Annotated in this window: 15 protein-coding genes and 1 pseudogene; 5 read left to right on the forward strand and 11 right to left on the reverse strand. The window is 75.0% G+C overall.

Going from position 1 to position 18,029, the window contains the following annotated elements; all coding sequences use genetic code 11:
- Positions 1–207: 207 nt before the first annotated feature.
- Complete coding sequence (yaaA, locus tag ACF09E_RS05235) at positions 208–975, forward strand: peroxide stress protein YaaA (RefSeq protein ID WP_392203959.1); 768 nt, start codon at positions 208–210, stop codon at positions 973–975.
- A gap of 110 nt (positions 976–1,085) precedes the next feature.
- Positions 1,086–1,742 (forward strand): bifunctional 4-hydroxy-2-oxoglutarate aldolase/2-dehydro-3-deoxy-phosphogluconate aldolase, encoded by a 657-nt coding sequence (gene eda, locus ACF09E_RS05240; RefSeq protein ID WP_392203960.1) that lies wholly within the window; start codon positions 1,086–1,088, stop codon positions 1,740–1,742.
- Here eda and ACF09E_RS05245 read toward each other — a convergent pair.
- The 4 genes from ACF09E_RS05245 to ACF09E_RS05260 all read right to left on the reverse strand — a co-directional run bounded on the left by ACF09E_RS05245 (position 1,723) and on the right by ACF09E_RS05260 (position 5,661).
- Entirely contained in the window at positions 1,723–2,529 is an 807-nt protein-coding gene (locus ACF09E_RS05245; protein WP_392203961.1) for a GNAT family N-acetyltransferase, read from the reverse strand. The two genes, eda and ACF09E_RS05245, sit on opposite strands and share 20 nt — an antisense overlap.
- Positions 2,530–2,600: 71 nt before the next feature.
- Positions 2,601–4,052, reverse strand: coding sequence for a bifunctional RNase H/acid phosphatase (locus tag ACF09E_RS05250; protein WP_392203962.1), 1,452 nt, complete (start codon positions 4,050–4,052; stop codon positions 2,601–2,603).
- Positions 4,052–4,795 (reverse strand): C4-type zinc ribbon domain-containing protein, encoded by a 744-nt coding sequence (locus ACF09E_RS05255; protein WP_361862921.1) that lies wholly within the window; start codon positions 4,793–4,795, stop codon positions 4,052–4,054. The genes ACF09E_RS05250 and ACF09E_RS05255 overlap by 1 nt, the downstream gene beginning before the upstream one ends.
- Positions 4,792–5,661, reverse strand: a complete 870-nt coding sequence (locus ACF09E_RS05260; protein ID WP_392203963.1) for a Nif3-like dinuclear metal center hexameric protein — start codon at positions 5,659–5,661, stop codon at positions 4,792–4,794. Before ACF09E_RS05260 ends, ACF09E_RS05255 begins: the two co-directional genes overlap by 4 nt.
- Before the next feature lie 487 nt (positions 5,662–6,148).
- Between ACF09E_RS05260 and ACF09E_RS05265 the strand changes: the two genes are divergently transcribed.
- Positions 6,149–7,357, forward strand: coding sequence for a hypothetical protein (locus tag ACF09E_RS05265; protein ID WP_392203964.1), 1,209 nt, complete (start codon positions 6,149–6,151; stop codon positions 7,355–7,357).
- A 48-nt stretch (positions 7,358–7,405) separates the two neighbouring features.
- Positions 7,406–7,534, forward strand: a complete 129-nt coding sequence (locus ACF09E_RS05270; protein ID WP_361856233.1) for a hypothetical protein — start codon at positions 7,406–7,408, stop codon at positions 7,532–7,534.
- Between the two features lie 112 nt (positions 7,535–7,646).
- Here the strand turns inward: ACF09E_RS05270 and ACF09E_RS05275 are convergent, their stop codons facing one another.
- The 3 genes from ACF09E_RS05275 to ACF09E_RS05285 all read right to left on the reverse strand — a co-directional run bounded on the left by ACF09E_RS05275 (position 7,647) and on the right by ACF09E_RS05285 (position 10,728).
- Positions 7,647–8,609 (reverse strand): 3-oxoacyl-ACP reductase, encoded by a 963-nt coding sequence (locus ACF09E_RS05275; RefSeq protein WP_392203965.1) that lies wholly within the window; start codon positions 8,607–8,609, stop codon positions 7,647–7,649.
- A gap of 84 nt (positions 8,610–8,693) precedes the next feature.
- On the reverse strand, positions 8,694–9,770 hold the full coding sequence (locus ACF09E_RS05280; RefSeq protein WP_392203966.1) for a Zn-dependent alcohol dehydrogenase: 1,077 nt from the start codon (positions 9,768–9,770) through the stop codon (positions 8,694–8,696).
- 103 nt (positions 9,771–9,873) lie between these two features.
- Positions 9,874–10,728 carry a MaoC/PaaZ C-terminal domain-containing protein gene (locus ACF09E_RS05285; RefSeq protein WP_392203967.1) on the reverse strand — a complete coding sequence of 285 codons (855 nt, stop codon included), beginning with the start codon at positions 10,726–10,728 and terminating at the stop codon, positions 9,874–9,876.
- 399 nt (positions 10,729–11,127) lie between these two features.
- On the opposite strand from ACF09E_RS05285, the pseudogene ACF09E_RS05290 reads away from it, so the two are divergent.
- Positions 11,128–11,547, forward strand: a pseudogene (locus ACF09E_RS05290) (response regulator transcription factor); the annotation flags it as partial.
- A 195-nt stretch (positions 11,548–11,742) separates the two neighbouring features.
- Here ACF09E_RS05290 and ACF09E_RS05295 read toward each other — a convergent pair.
- From ACF09E_RS05295 to ACF09E_RS05310, 4 genes are read right to left on the reverse strand one after another with little or no spacing between them, the layout of a single operon-like run.
- Complete coding sequence (locus tag ACF09E_RS05295; RefSeq protein WP_392203968.1) at positions 11,743–13,029, reverse strand: phosphatidylserine/phosphatidylglycerophosphate/cardiolipin synthase family protein; 1,287 nt, start codon at positions 13,027–13,029, stop codon at positions 11,743–11,745.
- Between the two features lie 10 nt (positions 13,030–13,039).
- On the reverse strand, positions 13,040–14,491 hold the full coding sequence (locus ACF09E_RS05300) for an MFS transporter (protein WP_392203969.1): 1,452 nt from the start codon (positions 14,489–14,491) through the stop codon (positions 13,040–13,042).
- A gap of 49 nt (positions 14,492–14,540) precedes the next feature.
- Positions 14,541–15,734 carry a lipid-transfer protein gene (locus ACF09E_RS05305; protein WP_392203970.1) on the reverse strand — a complete coding sequence of 398 codons (1,194 nt, stop codon included), beginning with the start codon at positions 15,732–15,734 and terminating at the stop codon, positions 14,541–14,543.
- A 13-nt stretch (positions 15,735–15,747) separates the two neighbouring features.
- Complete coding sequence (locus tag ACF09E_RS05310; protein ID WP_392203971.1) at positions 15,748–17,910, reverse strand: acyl-CoA dehydrogenase; 2,163 nt, start codon at positions 17,908–17,910, stop codon at positions 15,748–15,750.
- Positions 17,911–18,029 lie beyond the last annotated feature (119 nt).

Genomic DNA, 18,029 nt, shown 5'->3' on the forward strand with positions numbered 1-18,029 from the left:
GCGCCGCCGCCGGGGGTGCCGCCTCGTCCGTGCGGGGCGGGTCTCGGCACCTCGTACGGCGGGGGCGTCGCCCCGCGGGCGGGGGCCGGATCGCCCGGCGCCGCCGCCGGGGGTGCCGCCTCGTCCGTACGGGGCGGGTCTCGGCACCTCGTACGCTGGGTTCCCGGGGCCGCACCCCCATCCCCGTACGGACGAAGGAGAACCACCGTGCTCGTGCTGTTGCCGCCCTCCGAGGGCAAGGCCTCCTCGGGGCGCGGGGCGCCGCTCAAGCCGGAGTCGCTGTCCCTGCCGGGGCTCGCGGAGGCGCGGGCCGCGGTCCTGGACGAGCTGGTCGAGCTGTGCGCGGCCGACGAGGAGAAGGCGCGCGAGGTGCTGGGCCTGAGCGAGGGCCTGCGCGGCGAGGTCGCGAAGAACGTGGAGCTGCGGACGGCGGGCGCTCGGCCGGCCGGGGAGATCTACACGGGTGTGCTGTACGACGCGCTGGGTCTGGCGACCCTGGACGCGGCGGCCCGGCGGCGGGCCGGCCGGTCCCTGCTCGTGTTCTCCGGGCTGTGGGGCGCGGTGCGGGTGACCGACCGGATCCCGTCGTACCGCTGCTCGATGGGGGTCAAGCTGCCGGGGCTCGGCGCGCTGGGGGCGCACTGGCGGGGCGCGATGGCCTCCGTGCTGCCCGAGGAGGCGGGGGACGGCCTGGTCCTGGACCTGCGGTCCGCGGCCTACGCGTCGGCGTGGAAGCCCAAGGGCGAGACGGCGGCGCGGACGGCGACGGTGCGGGTGCTGCACGCGCCGACGCGGAAGGTGGTCAGCCACTTCAACAAGGCGACGAAGGGCCGGATCGTCCGGAGCCTGCTGGAGGCGGGGGCCGCGCCGCGCTCGCCGGAGGAGCTGGTGGTGGCTCTGCGGGACCTGAAGTACGTGGTGGAGGAGGGCGGGAAGCCGGGGGCGCTCGACGTCCTGGTCGACGAGATCCACTGAGGGGCCGCCGGGAGCACCGGTCATCTCACCGTCTCCCGGCATTTCCGCACCCGTTGCGCTCTGCGCAACGCCCGTTGCGTGTGACGCTCGCCGTGGGCAGGATGGCGCCCATGACGAGCGTGTTCGACCTTGCCCCGGAAGTCCCCTCCGTCCCGGTCGTGCCGGTGGTCGTGATCGAGGACGCCTCCGACGCCGTGCCGCTGGCCCGGGCCCTGGTGGCCGGCGGGCTGCCGCTCGTCGAGGTCACCCTGCGCACGCCGGCCGCGCTCGACGCCGTGCGCGCCATCGCCGACGAGGTGCCCGGCGCGGTCGTCGGAGCGGGGACGGTCGTCACGCCTGAGGGCGTCGCGGACGCGGTCGGCGCCGGAGCGCGGTTCCTGGTCAGCCCCGGGTGGACGGAGCGGCTGCTCGGCGCGATGCGTGACTCCGGGCTGCCCTTCCTGCCCGGCGTGTCGACCACCTCGGAGGTCGTGGCGCTGCTCGAGCAGGGCGTGGAGGACATGAAGTTCTTCCCCGCCGAGGCCGCGGGCGGCGCCCCGTACCTGAAGTCGCTCGCGGGACCGCTCCCCCGGGCCCGGTTCTGCCCCACGGGCGGCGTCTCGCTCGCCTCCGCCCCCGCCTACCTGTCCCTGCCGAACGTGGGCTGCGTCGGCGGTACGTGGATGCTGCCGCCCGACGCCCTCGCCGCCCGCGACTGGGCGCGGGTGGAGACGCTGGCGCGCGAGGCGGCCGCGCTGCGGGGGCCGGTCAGCCCGCGGTCCCGCTGAACTCCACCCCCACGTGGTCCGTCACCGGGCGGTAGCCGAGGCGCCGGTAGAGGGCGTTGCTGGTGGGGTTGGACAGGTCCGTGAAGAGCAGGATCCGGGTGGCGTCCCGTGCGGCCGCGACCCGGCCGACGGCGTCGGTGGCCCCCGCGGCGTAGCCGTTGCCGCGTTCGGCGGGCGGGGTGTAGACGAGGTGGACGCGGGCCTGCCCCTCGATCGTCCGGGAGACGGCGGCCATCGAGACCGGGCGGCCGTCGGGCGCCTCCCAGAGGACGAGGCGCCCCTCCGAGACCCGCTCGCCGACGAAGCCGGTGTAGTCCTCGGCGGGCTCGTCGCCGATGGCCACGGCGAACTCCCGCGTCCAGGCCGCGACGAGCGGGACGTCCCGCGCGGCGGCCGTCCGCTGCCGGCCGGCCGGGGCCGGGTCCGGCGGGACGGGCTCGCCGAGCCGGAAGAGCCGCATGCGGACGACGGGCCGCCACGGGCGCCCGGAGGCCCGGGCGTACGCCTCCACCGCGGCCGTCTCGCCGCGGACCGAGACCGGCTCCTCCCCCGGCCGGGAGGCGAGCGTCCGGGCCGCCTCCTCCGTCGTGGCGCCGAGGTGCAGGGCCCCGGACCGGGACACCGCGAGGACCCCCGTGGTGCGGCCGTCGGGCCCGGTCCACCAGCCGAGCCGGTCCGCCCCGTCCATGAGGGTCAGCACGACGGTGTTCCGCGTGGCCTCGGCGGCGAGGTGCGCCCCGGCCGCGGCCTGGAAGGCGGCGGTGTCCTCGGTGAAGTGCCAGGTCATGACGGGATGGTGGTACGGGGCAGGGGCATCGCGCCACTCCCTTTTCCGGCCTCCCCCCGGCCGGCGCGGCCCTACCGGAGGTGGGAGGTGTCGTTGAGGAGCCGTACGGACGCGTTGCCGTCGGCGTAGTAGGCGACCGCCGAGATCGACGCGGCCGACAGCTCCATCCGGAACAGCGACTCCGGTGGGGCGCCGAGCGCCAGCCGGACCAGCGTCTTGATGGGCGTCACATGGGTGACGAGGAGGACCGTGCGTCCCGCGTGGGCGGCGGCGAGCCGGTCGCGGGTCGCCGCCACGCGCCGGGCGACGGTCGCGAAGCTCTCGCCTCCGCCGGTGGGCGCGGCCTTCGGCGAGGCCAGCCAGGCGTCGAGGTCCTCGGGGTGCCGCTCGCGCACCTCACCGAACGTCAGTCCCTCCCAGGCTCCGAAGTCGGTCTCGCGCAGCCCCTGTTCGACGCGGACGTCGAGCCCGAGGCGGGCGGCGACGGCGGCGGCGGTCTGGCGGCAGCGGGTGAGCGGCGAGCTGACGATGTCCTGGATGGTGCCTCGCGCGGCGAGCGCCTCCGCGACGGCCTCGGCCTGCCGGAGTCCGGCCGCCGAGAGCTCGGGATCGGTCCCGCCGCTGCCGGAGAACCGCTTCTCGGGGGTGAGCGCGGTCTCGCCGTGCCGGAGGAGGACGAAGGTGGCGGGGGCGCCCATGTCGGGAGCGGCGGACCAGCCCTGCCCGGGAGCGGCGGGAGCCGCGGAGGCGGACCGAGCGGCCGGGGCGGGCGCGGAGGCGGCGCCCGCCTCCGCCTCGAAGTCTCCCGAGGCCGGGGTCGTGAGGGCCTCATCGGCGGCGAACAGGCCGTCGTCCCCGGCCGTGGGGCGGGCGGCAGCGGTGCCGGGCCAGGCGCCCGAGCCCGTGGCCGCACGGCCGGAGTCGGAGTCGGAGTCGGCGGACGGGACCGTGCCCGTGCCCGTCGCCAGGGCCGCGCGGGCCCGGGCGGCGCCCGCCGTCGCGTCGCCCGGCGGGCCCGAGGGCTCCGGGGGAAGGGACGCGGCGTTGCGGGCGGCCGCGGTGTCCAGCGCGGCCGTCGAGTCGGACGGCCGCCACGGGACGCCGCGCTTGCCCGCGTCCATCGCCTCGTTCGCGAGCCGGTCCGCGTGCTTGTTGCGCTCGCGCGGGATCCATTCGTAGCGGACCCGGCCCGCCGGGAAGACCCGGCCGGCCTCGGCCGCGAGCGGCTTCATGTCCGGGTGCTTGATCTTCCAGCGGCCGGACATCTGCTCGACGACCAGCTTGGAGTCCATCCGGACGTGGACGGTGGCGTCGGGGAACAGCGACCGCGCCGCCTTCAGACCCGCCACCAGGCCCTTGTACTCGGCGACGTTGTTCGTCGCCACGCCGATGTACTCGGCCGCCTCCGCGAGGGTCTCGCCCGTCACCGGGTCCAGGACCACGGCGCCGTACCCGGCGGGCCCCGGGTTGCCCCGGGAACCGCCGTCCGCCTCGACGATCACCTCACGCGAAGACGACGTCATTACAGGCCGGACTCCGACGTGCGGACGAGGATCCGGCGGCAGTTCTCGCAGCGGACGACGGCGTCCTTGGCCGCGGCGCGGACCTCGTTCAGCTCGGTGATGTTGAGCTCGATGTGGCAGCCCTCGCACTTGCGCTGGTACAGCCGGGCCGCGCCGACGCCGCCCTGCTGCTCGCGGAGCTTCTCGTACAGCTTCATGAGGTCGGCCGGGACGGTGCCCGCGACGAGCTCGCGCTCCTTCGTGACGGAGGCGGCCTCGGTGTCGAGCTCGCCCTGGGCGGCGTCGCGGCGGGCGCTCGCGTCGTCCGTCTTGGCCTGCACGGCGGCGACCCGCTCGGTCAGCTCGCCGAGGCGCTCCTGCACCGACTCGCGGCGCTCCATGACCTCCAGGACGATCTCCTCCAGGTCGCCCTGGCGCTTGGCGAGGGAGACGATCTCGCGCTGGAGGTTCTCCAGGTCCTTCGGGGAGGACACCGCGCCCGAGTCGAGGCGCTGCTGGTCGCGCGCGGCCCGCTGGCGGACCTGGTCGACGTCCTGCTCGGCCTTGGTCTGCTCGCGGCCGCAGTCGCTCTCCTCGGTCTGCGCGGCGACGAGCAGGTCGCGCAGCTGGGTGAGGTCCTTGGTCAGGGACTCGATCTCGGCGTGCTCGGGCAGCGAGCGGCGCTTGTGCGCGAGCTGCTGGAGACGGACGTCGAGGGCCTGGACGTCGAGGAGGCGGATCTGGTCGGCGGGCGCGGCGTTCAGTTGGGGGCTCCAGGAGAGGTGTGGTCGGAAGGGGCGCGCGAAGCGCTCTCTGGAAGGGCGGCGGCGGGGACGAGGTGGGCGGACCAGGGGTCGGTGACCGTCTTCGAGACGTGCACGCGGAGGTCCCAGCCGTGGCGGTCGGAGATCTCGTCGAGCTGGGCGGCCGCCTGCTCGCACCAGGGCCACTCGGTGGCCCAGTGGGCGGCGTCGACCAGGCCCAGCGGCGACTGCTGGGTCGCCTCGGAGACGGGGTGGTGGCGCAGGTCCGCGGTGAGGAAGGCGTCCACGCCGGCGGCGCGTACGGCGTCGAACAGGCTGTCGCCGGAGCCGCCGCTGACGGCGACGCGGCGCACGGTCATGCCGGGGTCGCCCGCGACGCGGACGCCCTGCGCGGTGGCGGGCAGCCGCTTCGCCGCGCGGGCGGCGAACTCGGCGAGCGTCTCGGGGTGGTCGAGCTCGCAGATCCGGCCGAGGTTGTTCTCGGGCACGAGGGGGCCGGTGACCCGGAGGTCGAGGGCGCCCGCGAGGGCGTCGGAGACGCCGGGCTCGGCGGTGTCGGCGTTGGTGTGCGCGACGTGGAGGGCGATGTCGTGCTTGATGAGACCGTGCACGACGCGGCCCTTGAAGTGGCCGGCCGCGACCGTCGTCGTCCCGCGGAGGTAGAGCGGGTGGTGGGTGACGATCAGGTCGGCGCCGAGGGTGATCGCCTCGTCGGCGATCTCCTGGACCGGGTCGACGGCGAAGAGCACGCGCGTGATCTCGGCGTCGGGGTCACCGCAGACGGTGCCGACGGCGTCCCACGACTCGGCCCGCTCGGGTGGCCAGAGGGCGTCGAGCGCGGCGATGACTTCAGACAGACGGGGCACGGGGAAAGGCTACCTGGCTCGCCTTCGGGGCCGGTACCGCAGGCGCGGGGGCGGGAGCACTCCGCCCGGGCGGGCGGAGCCGCGCGTCCAGCGGGTGGGCGTTCGAGGTGCTCGCGACCTACGGGCTCCGGGCCTCCGTCCACCGGGCCTCCGGGCTTCGGGCTCCGGGCTTCGGGCTCCGGGCCTCCGGGCTTCGGGCTCCGGGCCTCCGGGCTTCGGGCTCCGGGCCTCCGTCCTCCGGGGCGAACCCGGGCGGAGCGCCATGGTCCGGACGTGGTGCCCGGGGGCCGCTCGGGGAGCTCCGCAGCGGACCCTCATCCTCCGTTTAGGGTCGCCTTACCTCATCGATCACAGGCAACTCCAGCACACCGGCCCCCCGGCCCTCAGCCGAACCGCCGCACAGCCACCCTTCCGTGTGAAGTGACCCTGCTCGTGTTGTTCGGCTGGAAGTGCGAAAACTAGCTTCGTGGCCGGAGGTGACGAGTCGATGACAGCGTGTGCCATCGAGACCACGGCCGAGGACGACGACCGCGACGGGGAGCACCCGGCCCGCGGCGTACGGCCGGAGGCGTGCACGACGGGTCTCACGATCACGGCGAACGGCGCGTACGCGGCCAGGCTCGCGGGCGTCGGGGACGCCCTGTACGCGGAGCGGTGGACGCTCGACGGCCCGGAGCCGTACGCCGTCCCGCTCCCCCTCGACCAGCCGGAGGAGCCCGGCACCCAGCTGCTCCCGCTGGCCGACGGACGGGTCCTGGCCGCCCGCCGGGTGGACGGGCGGCGGAACACGTTCTCGCTGCTCTACCCCACCGGCCCCGCCACCGGGGAGCTCCGGCTGGGCGCCGTGGAGGCCCCCGGCTCCGAGCACCTGGTGCTGCTGCCGCCGTCGCCCGACGGCATCTGCGCGTACGCCCTGTGCGTCGGACCCGAGACGAGCACGCTGTGGCTGGTCGCGGGCGGGGCCTTCGGCCCCGAGCAGGTCGCGGAGGTGCCGGGGCGGTGCTCGGGCGGGGTGTGGCTCGACCGCACGGGCCGGATGCTCGCGCTGGACCGGAGGCAGGCCGGCGGGCCGGTGAAGGCGGTCGCCGTCGACCTGGAGCGGGGCGGGGAGGTGACGCCGCTGCTCCAGATCACCGAGGACAGCGACGACCGGCTGCTGCTCGCCGATCCGGACAGCGGACTGCTCCTGATCCGCTCCGACGCGCCGTCACCGGGACACGACCGGCTGGGCTGGGGCGTGCTCGGCAGCCTGCTGCCGGTGCGGTTCCCGGAGTGCCTGCGGCTCGACGACGCGGCCGTGACGCCCTTCGCCGTGCAGCCGGGGCAGGTGCTGATGCCCGAGACCTGTGCGGTGGCGCTGCGGATCGACGCGGCGGGCGGCAGCTGGGTGGGCACGTGGCAGCCGGCGGCCCGCCGGATGGGCCAACTGGCGGCACCCGCGGGGTGGCTGGCGGGGGCGGGCCTCTGGACGCCGGAGGGGGTGCTCCGGCTGCCGTACGCGACGGCCGGGGCGCCCTGCGGTCTCGCGGACGTGGAGGCGCCTCCTGAGCCCTCCCCGGAGCCCGCCGCGGTGGCCGCCGCCGCGGCCTCGGCGGGGTCGGCCGCGGGCCCGGGCGGGGCCGCCGGGGCGCCCCGGGTGTGCCGTCCGGTGCCGTTGCAGCAGGCTCCCCTGACGGACGGGAAACCCGCTGGCTAGACTCTCGGGCTGCACAGCACGACCGATGTCAACGGGGTGAGTTCGACCATGTCGGAAAACAGCACGGACGGGCAGGAGCCGAACGGCTCCGGCAAGCACCGCGGTGACGCCGCGCCGTCGGAGGACTCCGCGTCCTCCCCGCACGGCCGCCACCGTCGCGAGCCCGTCTCGAAGTAACGGGCGGTACCGGAACGGGCGAAGGGCCCCGGGGTTCTCCCCGGGGCCCTTCGTCCTCCCCACCGTCCCCCTCCCGGCCGGGCCGCACCCCGGCCGGCGGTTCCTGTCGGCCTCAGCCCTTCTTCAGGCCGAGGACCTCCGCCGCCGCGAAGGTCTCGCCCGCCGGGCGGGCCGCGTAGTGCGGGGTCAGGAGGCCGTCGAGCTCCTCGTACGTGAACGCCTCCTTGGCCGTGTCGAACGCGGCCGCCACCCGCGGGCGGTCCATGATCGCTACCATCCCGCCGTGGACGACGAGCAGTTGGCCGTTGACCCCGGCAGCGGCCGGCGACGCGAGGTAGCCGACGAGCGGTGCCACGTGCTCCGGCGACAGCGGGTCGAGTCCGCCCCCGTCCGCCGGTTCGGCGCCCCCCTTGTTCGCCGGGATGGCCGCGAAGACGTCCTCGGTCATCCGGGTGCGCGCCCGGGGGCAGATGGCGTTCGCCGTCACCCCGTAGCGGGCGAGCGCGAGCGCCGTCGAGGTCGTGAGGCCGACGATCCCGCCCTTGGCGGCCGCGTAGTTGGGCTGGCCGGCCGAGCCGGCGAGGAAGGCCTCCGACGAGGTGTTGACGATCCGGCCGTACACGCCGGACTCCCCCGCCTTGGCCCGGGTCCTCCAGTGCACCGCCGCGAAGTGCGTGGTGTTGAAGTGGCCCTTGAGGTGGACCCGGATGACCGAGTCCCACTCCTCCTCGCTCATCGAGAAGACCATCCGGTCGCGCAGGATGCCCGCGTTGTTGACCAGGACGTCCAGCTTGCCGAACTCGCTCACGGCCAGGTCCACCAGGGCCCGGGCCGTCTCGAAGTCGGCGATGTCGCCGAGGTGGGCGACCGCGCTGCCGCCCGCCGCGCGGATCTCCGCGGCCACCTCCTCGGCGGGTACGGCGGAGGCCGCGCCCGAGCCGTCGCGCCCCGGCTGGCCGTAGTCGTTGACGACGACGGCCGCCCCGAGCCGGGCCAGTTCCAGGGCCTCGGCGCGGCCGAGTCCCCGGCCGGCGCCCGTGACGATCGCGCTCAGCCCCTCAAGCGGGAGTGCCATGTGTCGCGGTCCTCTCAGTTCTCGGTGCGGTGCCGGCCGGCTCCCGGTGGCGGGTGCCGGCCGGCCCCCTGTCGCGGGTGCCGGTCAGATCTCGATGCAGGTGCGGAGGGCGACCCCCGTCCGCATCTGCTCCAGGGCCTCGTTGACGCCCGCGAGCGGGACGCGGTGGGTGATGAGGGACTCCAGGTCGATGCGGCCGGCCCGCCAGAGGGCGATGGCCCGCTCGTAGGAGCGGAGCACGTCCCCGCCGCCGTACATCGAGGGCAGGATCCGCTTCTCGTCGAAGAACAGCTCGAACATGTTGAGCTGGAGGTTGTCGTCCATCGCGCCGGCGCCGACCACGCACAGGGTGCCGCCGCGCCGGGTGGTCTCGTAGGCGGTGCGGGCGGTGGCGGACTTGCCGACGACCTCGAAGACGTAGTCGAAGCCCTCGCCCGCGGTGATCCGCTGCCGGGCGTCGGCGAGCGCGTCCGGGGCGACCGCCTCGGTGGCGCCGAAGCGCAGGGCGGCCTCGCGGCGGGACTCCACGGGGTCGACGGCGACGATCTGGGCGGCGCCCTGGAGCTTGGCGCCCTGGATCGCGGAGATGCCGACGCCGCCGCAGCCGATCACGGCGACCGACGAACCGGCCTCCACCTTGGCCGTGTTGATCGCGGCCCCGAGGCCGGTGGTGACGCCGCAGCCGATGAGGGCGGCGATGTCGAAGGGCACGTCGTCGGGGATCGGGACGGCGCAGCCCGCGTCGACGACGACCTCCTCGGTGAAGGTGCCGGTGCCGGCGAAGCCGAAGACGTCGCCGCCGGGGCGCTTGAAGTTGGGGATGCCGGCGTTCATGAACCCGGCCAGGCAGAGCTGGGTCTGGCCGCGCCTGCAGGCGGGACAGCTGCCGCAGGCGGGCAGCCAGCAGAGCAGCACCCGCTGGCCCTGGGCGAGTCCGGTGACGCCGTCGCCGACGTCGACGATCTCGCCCGCGCCCTCGTGGCCGGGGATGAAGGGCGCGGGCTGCGGGAGGACGCCGCTCATCGCGGAGACGTCGGAGTGGCAGAGGCCGGTGGCCCGGACCCGGATCCTCACCTTGCCGGGGCCGAAGCCCACCGCCTCGACGTCGTCGACGACTTCGAGCTTGTCCTGGCCGATCTCGTGCAGTACGGCTGCGCGCATGGTGCGGCTCCCTCCGGGATGGGTCTGCGAGTGCCGGGATGGGTCGGCGAGTGCCGGTCCGGGTCTTCGAGTGCCGGTCCGGATCTTCGAGTGCCGGTCCGGTCTAGGCGTGTTCGACGAGGGTGTCGGCGAGTACGGGTGCGTCGTCCCGCTCGACCGCCGTCACGGTCACCTGGACGCGGCCCTCGTCGGCCCACATCCGGATGCGCAGGGTCTCGCCGGGGAAGACGATCCCGGCGAAGCGGGTGCGGTACGAGCGGACCCGGGTGACGTCGCCGCCGAGCACCGCGTCCACCACCGCCTTGAGGGTCATGCCGTACGTGCACAGGCCGTGCAGGATCGGCCGCTCGAAGCCGGCGAGCTTGGCGAACTCCGGGTCGGCGTGGAGCGGGTTCCAGTCGCCGGACAGCCGGTAGAGGAGGGCCTGCTCCTCGCGGACGGGCCGCTCGACGGTCCGGTCCGGCTCTCGCCCGGGGACGGCGAGGCGCTCGGAGGGGCCGCGGTCGCCGCCCCAGCCGCCCTCCCCGCGGACGAAGATCTGGGCGTCGCTGGTCCAGAGCGGCCCGTCGGCGTCGGAGGCCTCGGAGCGCAGGACGAGGACGGCGGCCTTCCCCTTGTCGTACACGGCGGCGACGCGGGAGGTGGAGACGGCGCGGCCGGCGGCCGGAAGGGGGCGGTGGAGGGTCACCGTCTGGCCGCCGTGCAGGACGGCGGTGAGGTCGATGTCGATGCCGGGGGCGGAGAGCCCGCCGACGACGCCCATGCCGGCGCCCGCGACGGTCGCGAAGCTGGGCAGGACGTGGAGCCGGGATTCGAGGGTGTAGCGGAGCTCGTCGGGGTCGGTCGCCGGGGTTCCTGCGCCCAGTCCCAGGTGGTAGAGCTGGACGTCCTTGTGGTCCCAGGAGATGTCGGCGCTGCGGGGTTCGGCGGCGACGGCCTTGGCGGGGTCGATGGGCATCGGGCTGCTGCTCCTCGTGGCGGTGAAGACCTCGATGCGACCGTCCGCACCGTCGGCCGCACCGAGGCCGTGCGGGAACCGTCCCGTACGCGGCCGTTCTAGAACGCGTTCTAGGTCGGTGGTCCCCATGTATAGCCCAGCCGACAGGAGTTGGGAACCCTTCCGGCAACCCACACCTGACGATCCGTCAGACATGCGCGTCGGCGCGTGCCGGCGCCGCCCCGGCGGAGGGCCCGGAGTGCGGACCGGCGGCCGCCGTACGGCCCGCCTGCGCGCGCGGGGCGCGGCGGCAGGCGGCACTCTTGACTCGGGACCCGCTCCGCGGGGCCGGTCCCGGGTCGCCGGGGAGCCCTCCGCGGCGAGCTCCGGTCCGCACGAGCGCGAGGGAGAGCCCACGCCATGATCCGTCTGCTGCTCGCGGAGGACGAGGGGATGCCGCGCGGGGCGCTGGCCTTGCTGCTCGGGATGGAGCACGACATGGAGGTCGTCGCACAGGTCGGGCGGGGTGACGAGATCGTGGACGCGGCGCTGCTCGCGCGGCCCGACGTGGCGCTGCTCGACATCGGGCTGCCGGGCCGTTCGGGTCTGGACGCGGCGGCGGACCTGCGCGCGCAGGCCCCGGACTGCCGGGTCCTGATCCTCACGGCCTTCGGCCGCCCCGGGCATCTGCGCCGGGCCATGGAGGCCGGCGCGGCGGGCTTCCTGGTGAAGGACGGCCCGGTGGAGGAGCTGGCCGAGTCGATCCGTCGGGTCCTGCGGGGCGAGACGGTGATCGACCCGGCCTTCGAGGCCGCGGCACGCGGTGCGGGGCCCGACCCGGGTGGCGGTGCGGGACCGCACCCCACGCCCGACCCCGGCGACGGTGCGGGACCGCACCCGACCGGGGGCCCGCGACCGCACCCGACCGGGGGCCCGCGACCAGGGCCCTGACGGCCGCGGCGGGTGCGCGGCCCGCCGTCCGGGGCGGCTCGCAGGGCCCCGGCGCCTCGCCGGGCCCGCCGGTCGGGTCGGGGCCTACAGCCCCGCGATCGCCGCCGCCCGCTGGGCCTCGAAGTTCTGGACGTACGCGTCGAAGACAGTCGCGTCCTCGTACTTGAGGAGCGTCTCGTCGTTGTACCGGAGTGCCGTCGTCGTGTAGGTGTGGCTGCCGGTGAAGACGATCTTCTTGTCGGGGCCGCCGTTGTACGTGCCCTCGATCAGCAGGTACTTGGTGTGGGAGTCGGAGCCGCCGCGCTTGTCGTTGTCGAGCTGGTGCAGGGTGATCCGGCCCTTGCCGGTGACCGGCCTGGTCAGCCAGTTGGCGACCTGGCCCATCGGCTTGTCGTCGGCGGTCCAGTTGTCGAGCGACCGGTAGACGATCTCGATCTCGCAGCCCGCGTTGGCGAGTTCCCACAGCTTCTTCGCCACGTCGGGACGGGTGGTGTGGCCCTGGGCGATGCGGATCCTCGTACGGCCGTCCGCCGTGCCGAAGCCCGCGGAGTTGCCCCCGCAGGAGTCCGGGGTGCCGACCGGCGCCACCGTCCCGAGGATGTTGACGACCGTGTCGGTGCCGGACCGGGGGAAGAAGTAGACCTTCGCCTTGCCCGCCTGGGTGTCGTGCGCGTACTCCGCGACCTGCGGGATCTGCCCGGCGGCGGCCGCGGCGAGGTCGTCGAAGTAGCCCCGGTACGCGGTGAACAGCTCCGCGTTGCCGACGACCGTCAGCGCGTCGTTCCACCAGTCGTCGGTGTCCTGGCTCGTGAGGTTCCCGGAGCCCTGCACGACCACGTCGTCGACGAACACGTCGCCCTTCCCCCTGGTGCGGGAGAACAGGAAGAACTTGTTGTGGTTGACGTTATCGTACGTGCCGTTCGGGTCCGCCGCCGTGGTGCCCGGGTCGAGCGCCAGGCAGGCCTCCTCCGGCTTGCAGGTCCGCACCCAGGACCCGGTGGCGCCCGCCGGGTCCGCCAGCCGGGTCTTGAGGGTCTCCAGCCCGGTGGAGCGGCTGTCGGCGTCGACGACGACCTGGACGGTGACGCCCCGCTTGTGCGCGTCGCCCAGCTTGTTCGCCAGGTACACCGAGTGGAAGAGGTAGAGGGAGATCCGGATGGACGACCCGGCCTCCGCGCCGTCGACGAGCCCCGCCAGGTGGGAGAGGATCCGCCCCCGGGCGGAGGCGTCGGTGCTGTCGGGGTCGTTGAACACGGCGCCCGTGGTCACGGCCAGCACCGGTTCCGCCGAGGCCGAGGGGGCGGCCAGCAGGGACGCGCCGACGGCCAGCGCGGTCACGGCCGTTCTGAACTTGTTCTTGATCGATATCACCCGGGCATTGTCACCCGCGGCGGGCCGCGGCCCGGGCGGGCCTCGGGAGCCACAGGAGCATCAGCGCGGCCGCCGCGACCAGGACGCCCGCCGCCACGCGGAAGGCCATCGCGTACCCCGGGACCAGGGACGACGGATCCGGCGTGCCGGAGGTGACGGCGGGGGCGGCCGCCGCCGCGACGGTGGAGAGGATCGCGAGGCCCAGCGCGCCGCCCATCGTGCGGGAGGTGTTGACGAGGCCGGAGACGAGGCCCGCGTCGGACGGGGAGGCGCTGGACGTGGCGAGGGCGGCCAGCGGGGTGGTGGCCAGGCCTATCCCGGCCATCATGAGGATGCCCGGGCCGAGGATCGTCCCGAGGAACGTGCCGTCGGCCGTCAGGGTCGACTGCCAGGCGAAGCCCGCCGCCCCGACGAGGGCGCCGGCCACGGCCAGGTTCCGCGCGCCGACGATCGGCATCAGGTACGGGGCCAGCTTGGAGCCGAGGACCACGCTGAGGGAGCTGGGGACGAGGGCGAGACCCGCCTGGAGCGGGGTGTAGGCGAGGACGCTCTGCGCGTAGGTGGTCATGAAGAACCACATCCCGAAGGAGGCCGAACCGCACAGCAGGATCGACGCGTTGGCCGCCGACACCGCGCGGTTGCGGAAGATCCCCAGCCGCATCAGCGGTTCCGCCGTACGGGCCTCCACGGCCACGAACACTCCGAGGAGCGCCAGGCCGCCGAGGAGGGTGAGCAGGGTCGCGGGGGCCGTCCAGCCCGCCTCCTCGGTCTGCACGATGCCGTACGCGAGGGTGGCGAGCCCCGCGGTGACGAGGACGGCTCCGGGCAGGTCGAGGCGCCGGCCGGCGCCGGTGCGGGACTCCCGGAGCCAGAGCAGCGCGCCCGCGAGGACGAGGACGCCCACGGGGACGTTGATGAGCAGGACCCAGCGCCAGGACAGCAGGTCGACGAGGAGGCCGCCGACGAAGCCGCCCGCCGCGCCGCCGGCCGCGCCGACCGCCGTCCAGGTGCCGATGGCCCGGGTGCGGGCGGCTCCGGCGGGGACGGCGGCGGTGACCAGGGTCAGCGTGGCGGGTGAGAGGACGGCCGCGCCGAGGCCCTGCACGGCGCGGGCGGCGACGAGCTGCCAGCCCTCCTGGGCGAGCCCGCCCGCGACGGACGCGCCGGTGAAGAGGCCGAGGCCGAGCAGGAACATCGCCTTCCGCCCGTAGAGGTCGGAGGCGCGGCCGCCGAGCAGCATGAAGCCGGCGAAGGCGATGGCGTAGGCGTTGAGGACCCATTGCAGACCGAGCGCCGAGAGTCCGAGGTCGGTCCGCATCGACGGCAGCGCGACGTTCACCACGGAGACGTCGAGGACGACGAGGAACTGGCCCGCGCAGGCGGTCAGGACGACCGCCCAGGCGCGGGGTGCGGGCGGGGCGGGGGTGGCGGGGGTCGTCCGTGCGGAGTCGGTCTGCGGCATGGATGTGATGGTCGCAGACCGCCTCCGCCCCGTACATGGGGAGAAGGTCCTACGCCTTGCGGAGCAGGGTGACGACGGCCGCGCCGCCCAGGCCGATGTTGTGCGCCAGTCCGACCCGCGCTCCGGCCACCTGGCGGGGACCCGCCTCGCCCCGCAGCTGCCAGACGATCTCGGCGGCCTGCGCCAGGCCCGTGGCGCCCAGCGGGTGCCCCTTGGAGATGAGGCCGCCCGAGGGGTTGACCACCCAGCGGCCGCCGTACGTCGTCGCACCGGACTCGACGAGCTTGCCGGAGGCGCCCTCCTCGCACAGGCCGAGCGCCTCGTACGTGAGGAGTTCGTTGACGGAGAAGCAGTCGTGGAGCTCGATCACGTCGACGTCCTCGATGCCGAGTCCGGACCGCTCGTACGCCTGCCGGGCGGCGGCCCGGGACATCGGGCGGCCGACGGCGTCGATGCAGGAGCCCGAGGCGAAGGACTCCCCGGTGTCGGTGGTCATCGCCTGTCCGGCGATCTCCACCGCCCGGTCCCGCAGTCCGTGCTCGTCGACGAAGCGTTCGGAGACGACGACGGCCGCGGCCGCGCCGTCCGAGGTGGGCGAGCACTGGAGCTTGGTGAGCGGCCGGTGGACGGTCTTGGCGGCGAGCACCTCCTCGACCGTGTAGACGTCCTGGAACTGGGCGTGGGGGTTGTCCGCCGAGTGCCGGTGGTTCTTGGCGCCGACGGCCGCGAGCTGCGCCTCGGTCGTCCCGTACCGCTCCATGTGCTCGCGGGCGGCGTTGCCGAAGATCTGCGCGGTGGGCGGGCTCGCCTCGAAGCCGTGGGCGGCGGCCATGATCCCGTAGTGCCGGGCGACGGGCGAGGTCGAGAAGTCGCCCGCCCCCGATCCGCCGCCGAGCGCGCCCCGGCTCATCTTCTCGAAGCCGACGGCGAGGACGCAGTCGGCGAGGCCGCCCTCGACGAACTGGCGGGCGGTCATGAGGGCGGTGGAGCCGGTCGCGCAGTTGTTGTTGAGGTTGTAGACGGGGATGCCGGAGAGCCCGAGTTCGTACACGGCGCGCTGGCCGGCGGTGGAGGCTTGGAAGCAGTAGCCGACGGCGGCCTGCTCCACGCGCGCGTAGGGGACGCCCGCGTCGGCGAGCGCGGCGGTTCCGGCCTCCTCGACCATGTCCCAGTACTGCCAGTCCCGGGTCTCGGGCTTCTCGAACCGGGTCATCCCGACGCCGACCACGTACACCTTGCCCATCTGCGGTTCCCCCTCAGTCTCTCGGCAGGCCGAGCAGCCGCTCGGCGACGACATTGAGCTGTACCTGTGTGGTGCCGCCCGCGATGGTGAGGCAGCGGGACATGAGCAGTCCGTGGACGGCCCGTTCGCCGGGCCCCTCGCGCACGGCGCCCTCGGGGCCGAGGAGTTCGAGGGTGAGTTCGGCGAGCTTCTGCTGGTGGAGGGTCTGGACGAGCTTGCGGACGCTGGCGCCCGCGCCGGGTTCGAGGCCGGACACCTGGAGCAGGGTGGTGCGCAGGCCGATGCACGCGAGCGCGTGCGCCTCGGCGAGCAGCGTGCCGATCCGCACCCGCACGGAGTCGTCGGTCCCGTCCGCCCTCGCGATGACGGCTTCGAGGCCGGTGTCGAAGGCGACCTGGTCGGCCATGTGGACGCGTTCGTTGCCGAGGGTGTTGCGGGCGACCCGCCAGCCGTCGTCGACCTCGCCGACGACGGCGTCGGCGGGGAGGATCGCGTCGTCGAACCAGACCTCGTTGAAGAGGGACTCCCCGGTGATCTCCTTGAGCGGGCGTACGTCGATCCCGGGGGTGTTCCGCATGTCGACGAGGAAGTAGGTGAGGCCCTTGTGCTTGGGGGCGGCCGGGTCGGTACGGGCGAGCAGGATGCCGTGGTGGGCCCACTGGGCGGCGCTCGTCCACACCTTCTGCCCGTTGATCCGCCAGCGTCCGTCCTCGGTGCGCTCGGCGCGGGTGCGGAGGGAGGCGAGGTCGGAGCCGGCGCCGGGCTCGGAGAAGAGCTGGCACCAGAGGCGCTCGCCGCGCAGGGTGGGACCGAGGTGCTCCGCCTGCTGGGCCGGCGTGCCGTGGGCGAGGAGCGAGGGGACCACCCAGGTGGCGATGCCGAGCCCGGAGACGGCGATCCCGGCCTCGTCGAGCTCGCGCTGGACGGCGAGCTGCTGGAGGGGGCCGGCGCCGAGCCCGTACGGTGCCGGGAGGTGCGGGGCGGCGTAGCCGGTGGGGGCGAGGGCGCGGCGGGCGGCGGGCGGGTCGAGTCCGGCGGCGGGGGCGACGGCCTCGCGGGCCTCCCGCCGGTGGGCGTCGGCCTCGGGCGGCAGGTCGAGGCGGAGGCCGCGCCGGGTGCCGTCGGCTGCGTGCCGGACGGCGGCGAGGCGGTGCCGGTCGCCGGTGCCGAGGAGCTGGCGGGCGACGACGGCGCGGCGGAGCAGCAGGTGGGCGTCGTGCTCCCAGGTGAAGCCGGTGCCGCCGAGGATCTGGATGCAGTCCTTGGCGCAGGTGAACGCGGTGTCGAGGGCGGTGGCGGCGGCGAGGGCGGCGGTGAGGGAGCGGGCCTCGTCGTGGTGGGCGCGGGCGGCGTCCCAGCTGAGGGCGCGGGCCTGTTCGAGGCGGACGAGCATGTCGGCGCAGAGGTGTTTGACGCCCTGGAACTGCCCGATGGGCCGCCCGAACTGCTCGCGGGTGCGGGCGTGCGCGGCGGCGGTCTCGACGGCGCGGGCGGCGGTGCCGCAGGCGTCGGCCGCGAAGAGGACGGCGGCGAGGTCGTGGACGAGGGCGGTGTCGAGGGCGAGTGCGCGGGCGGTGGGGACGTGGAGGGCGCGGGCGGTGATCTCGGCGGTGGGCCGGGTGGGGTCGGCGCTCTTGTGGGGCCGCACGGCGAGCCCGTCGGTGTCGACGGCGAGCCAGACGGAGCCGTCGGCGGTGGCGGCGCACAGCAGGACGAGGTCGGCCTGGGCGCCGCCGAGGACCGGGGGCGCGGTGCCGTCGAGGAGGTGGCCGCCGGTGGTGCGGACGGCGGTGAGGGTGCCGGTGCCGCCGAGGGCCACGGCCCCGATCCGCTCCCCCCGCGCGAGTGCGGTGGCGAGCCCGTTCGCACCGGCCCCGAGGAGCAGTTCGGCGGCGAGTACGGAGGGCAGGTAGGGCCCGGGCAGGAGCGCCCTGGCCGCCTCCTCCACGACGACGGCGAGGTCGCCGAGGTCGCCGCCCCCGCCGCCGTGCTCCTCGGGGAGATGGACTCCGAGGAGCCCCTGCTCGGCGGCGGCGTCCCAGTACGCGGGCCGGCCGGTGGCGGTGCCGGGGACGTCCAGGTGCTTGCGGACCTCCTCGGGCGGTACGGCGCGGGCGAGCCAGCCCCGGACGGCTCGGGCGAGCTCCCGCTGTTCGTGCGTGATGGCGATGCCCATGCGCGGCAGACTAGAACACGTTCCATTCTGACGGAAGGTCAGATGCGGAGGATGTACGACGGCCTCGCGGACGACGGGCGGGGACGGCGGACGCGGACAGGTGGCGCGGACGGCGGGCG

Source organism: Streptomyces sp. NPDC014891, from assembly GCF_043081085.1.
In the GTDB taxonomy this organism is placed as follows: domain Bacteria; phylum Actinomycetota; class Actinomycetes; order Streptomycetales; family Streptomycetaceae; genus Streptomyces.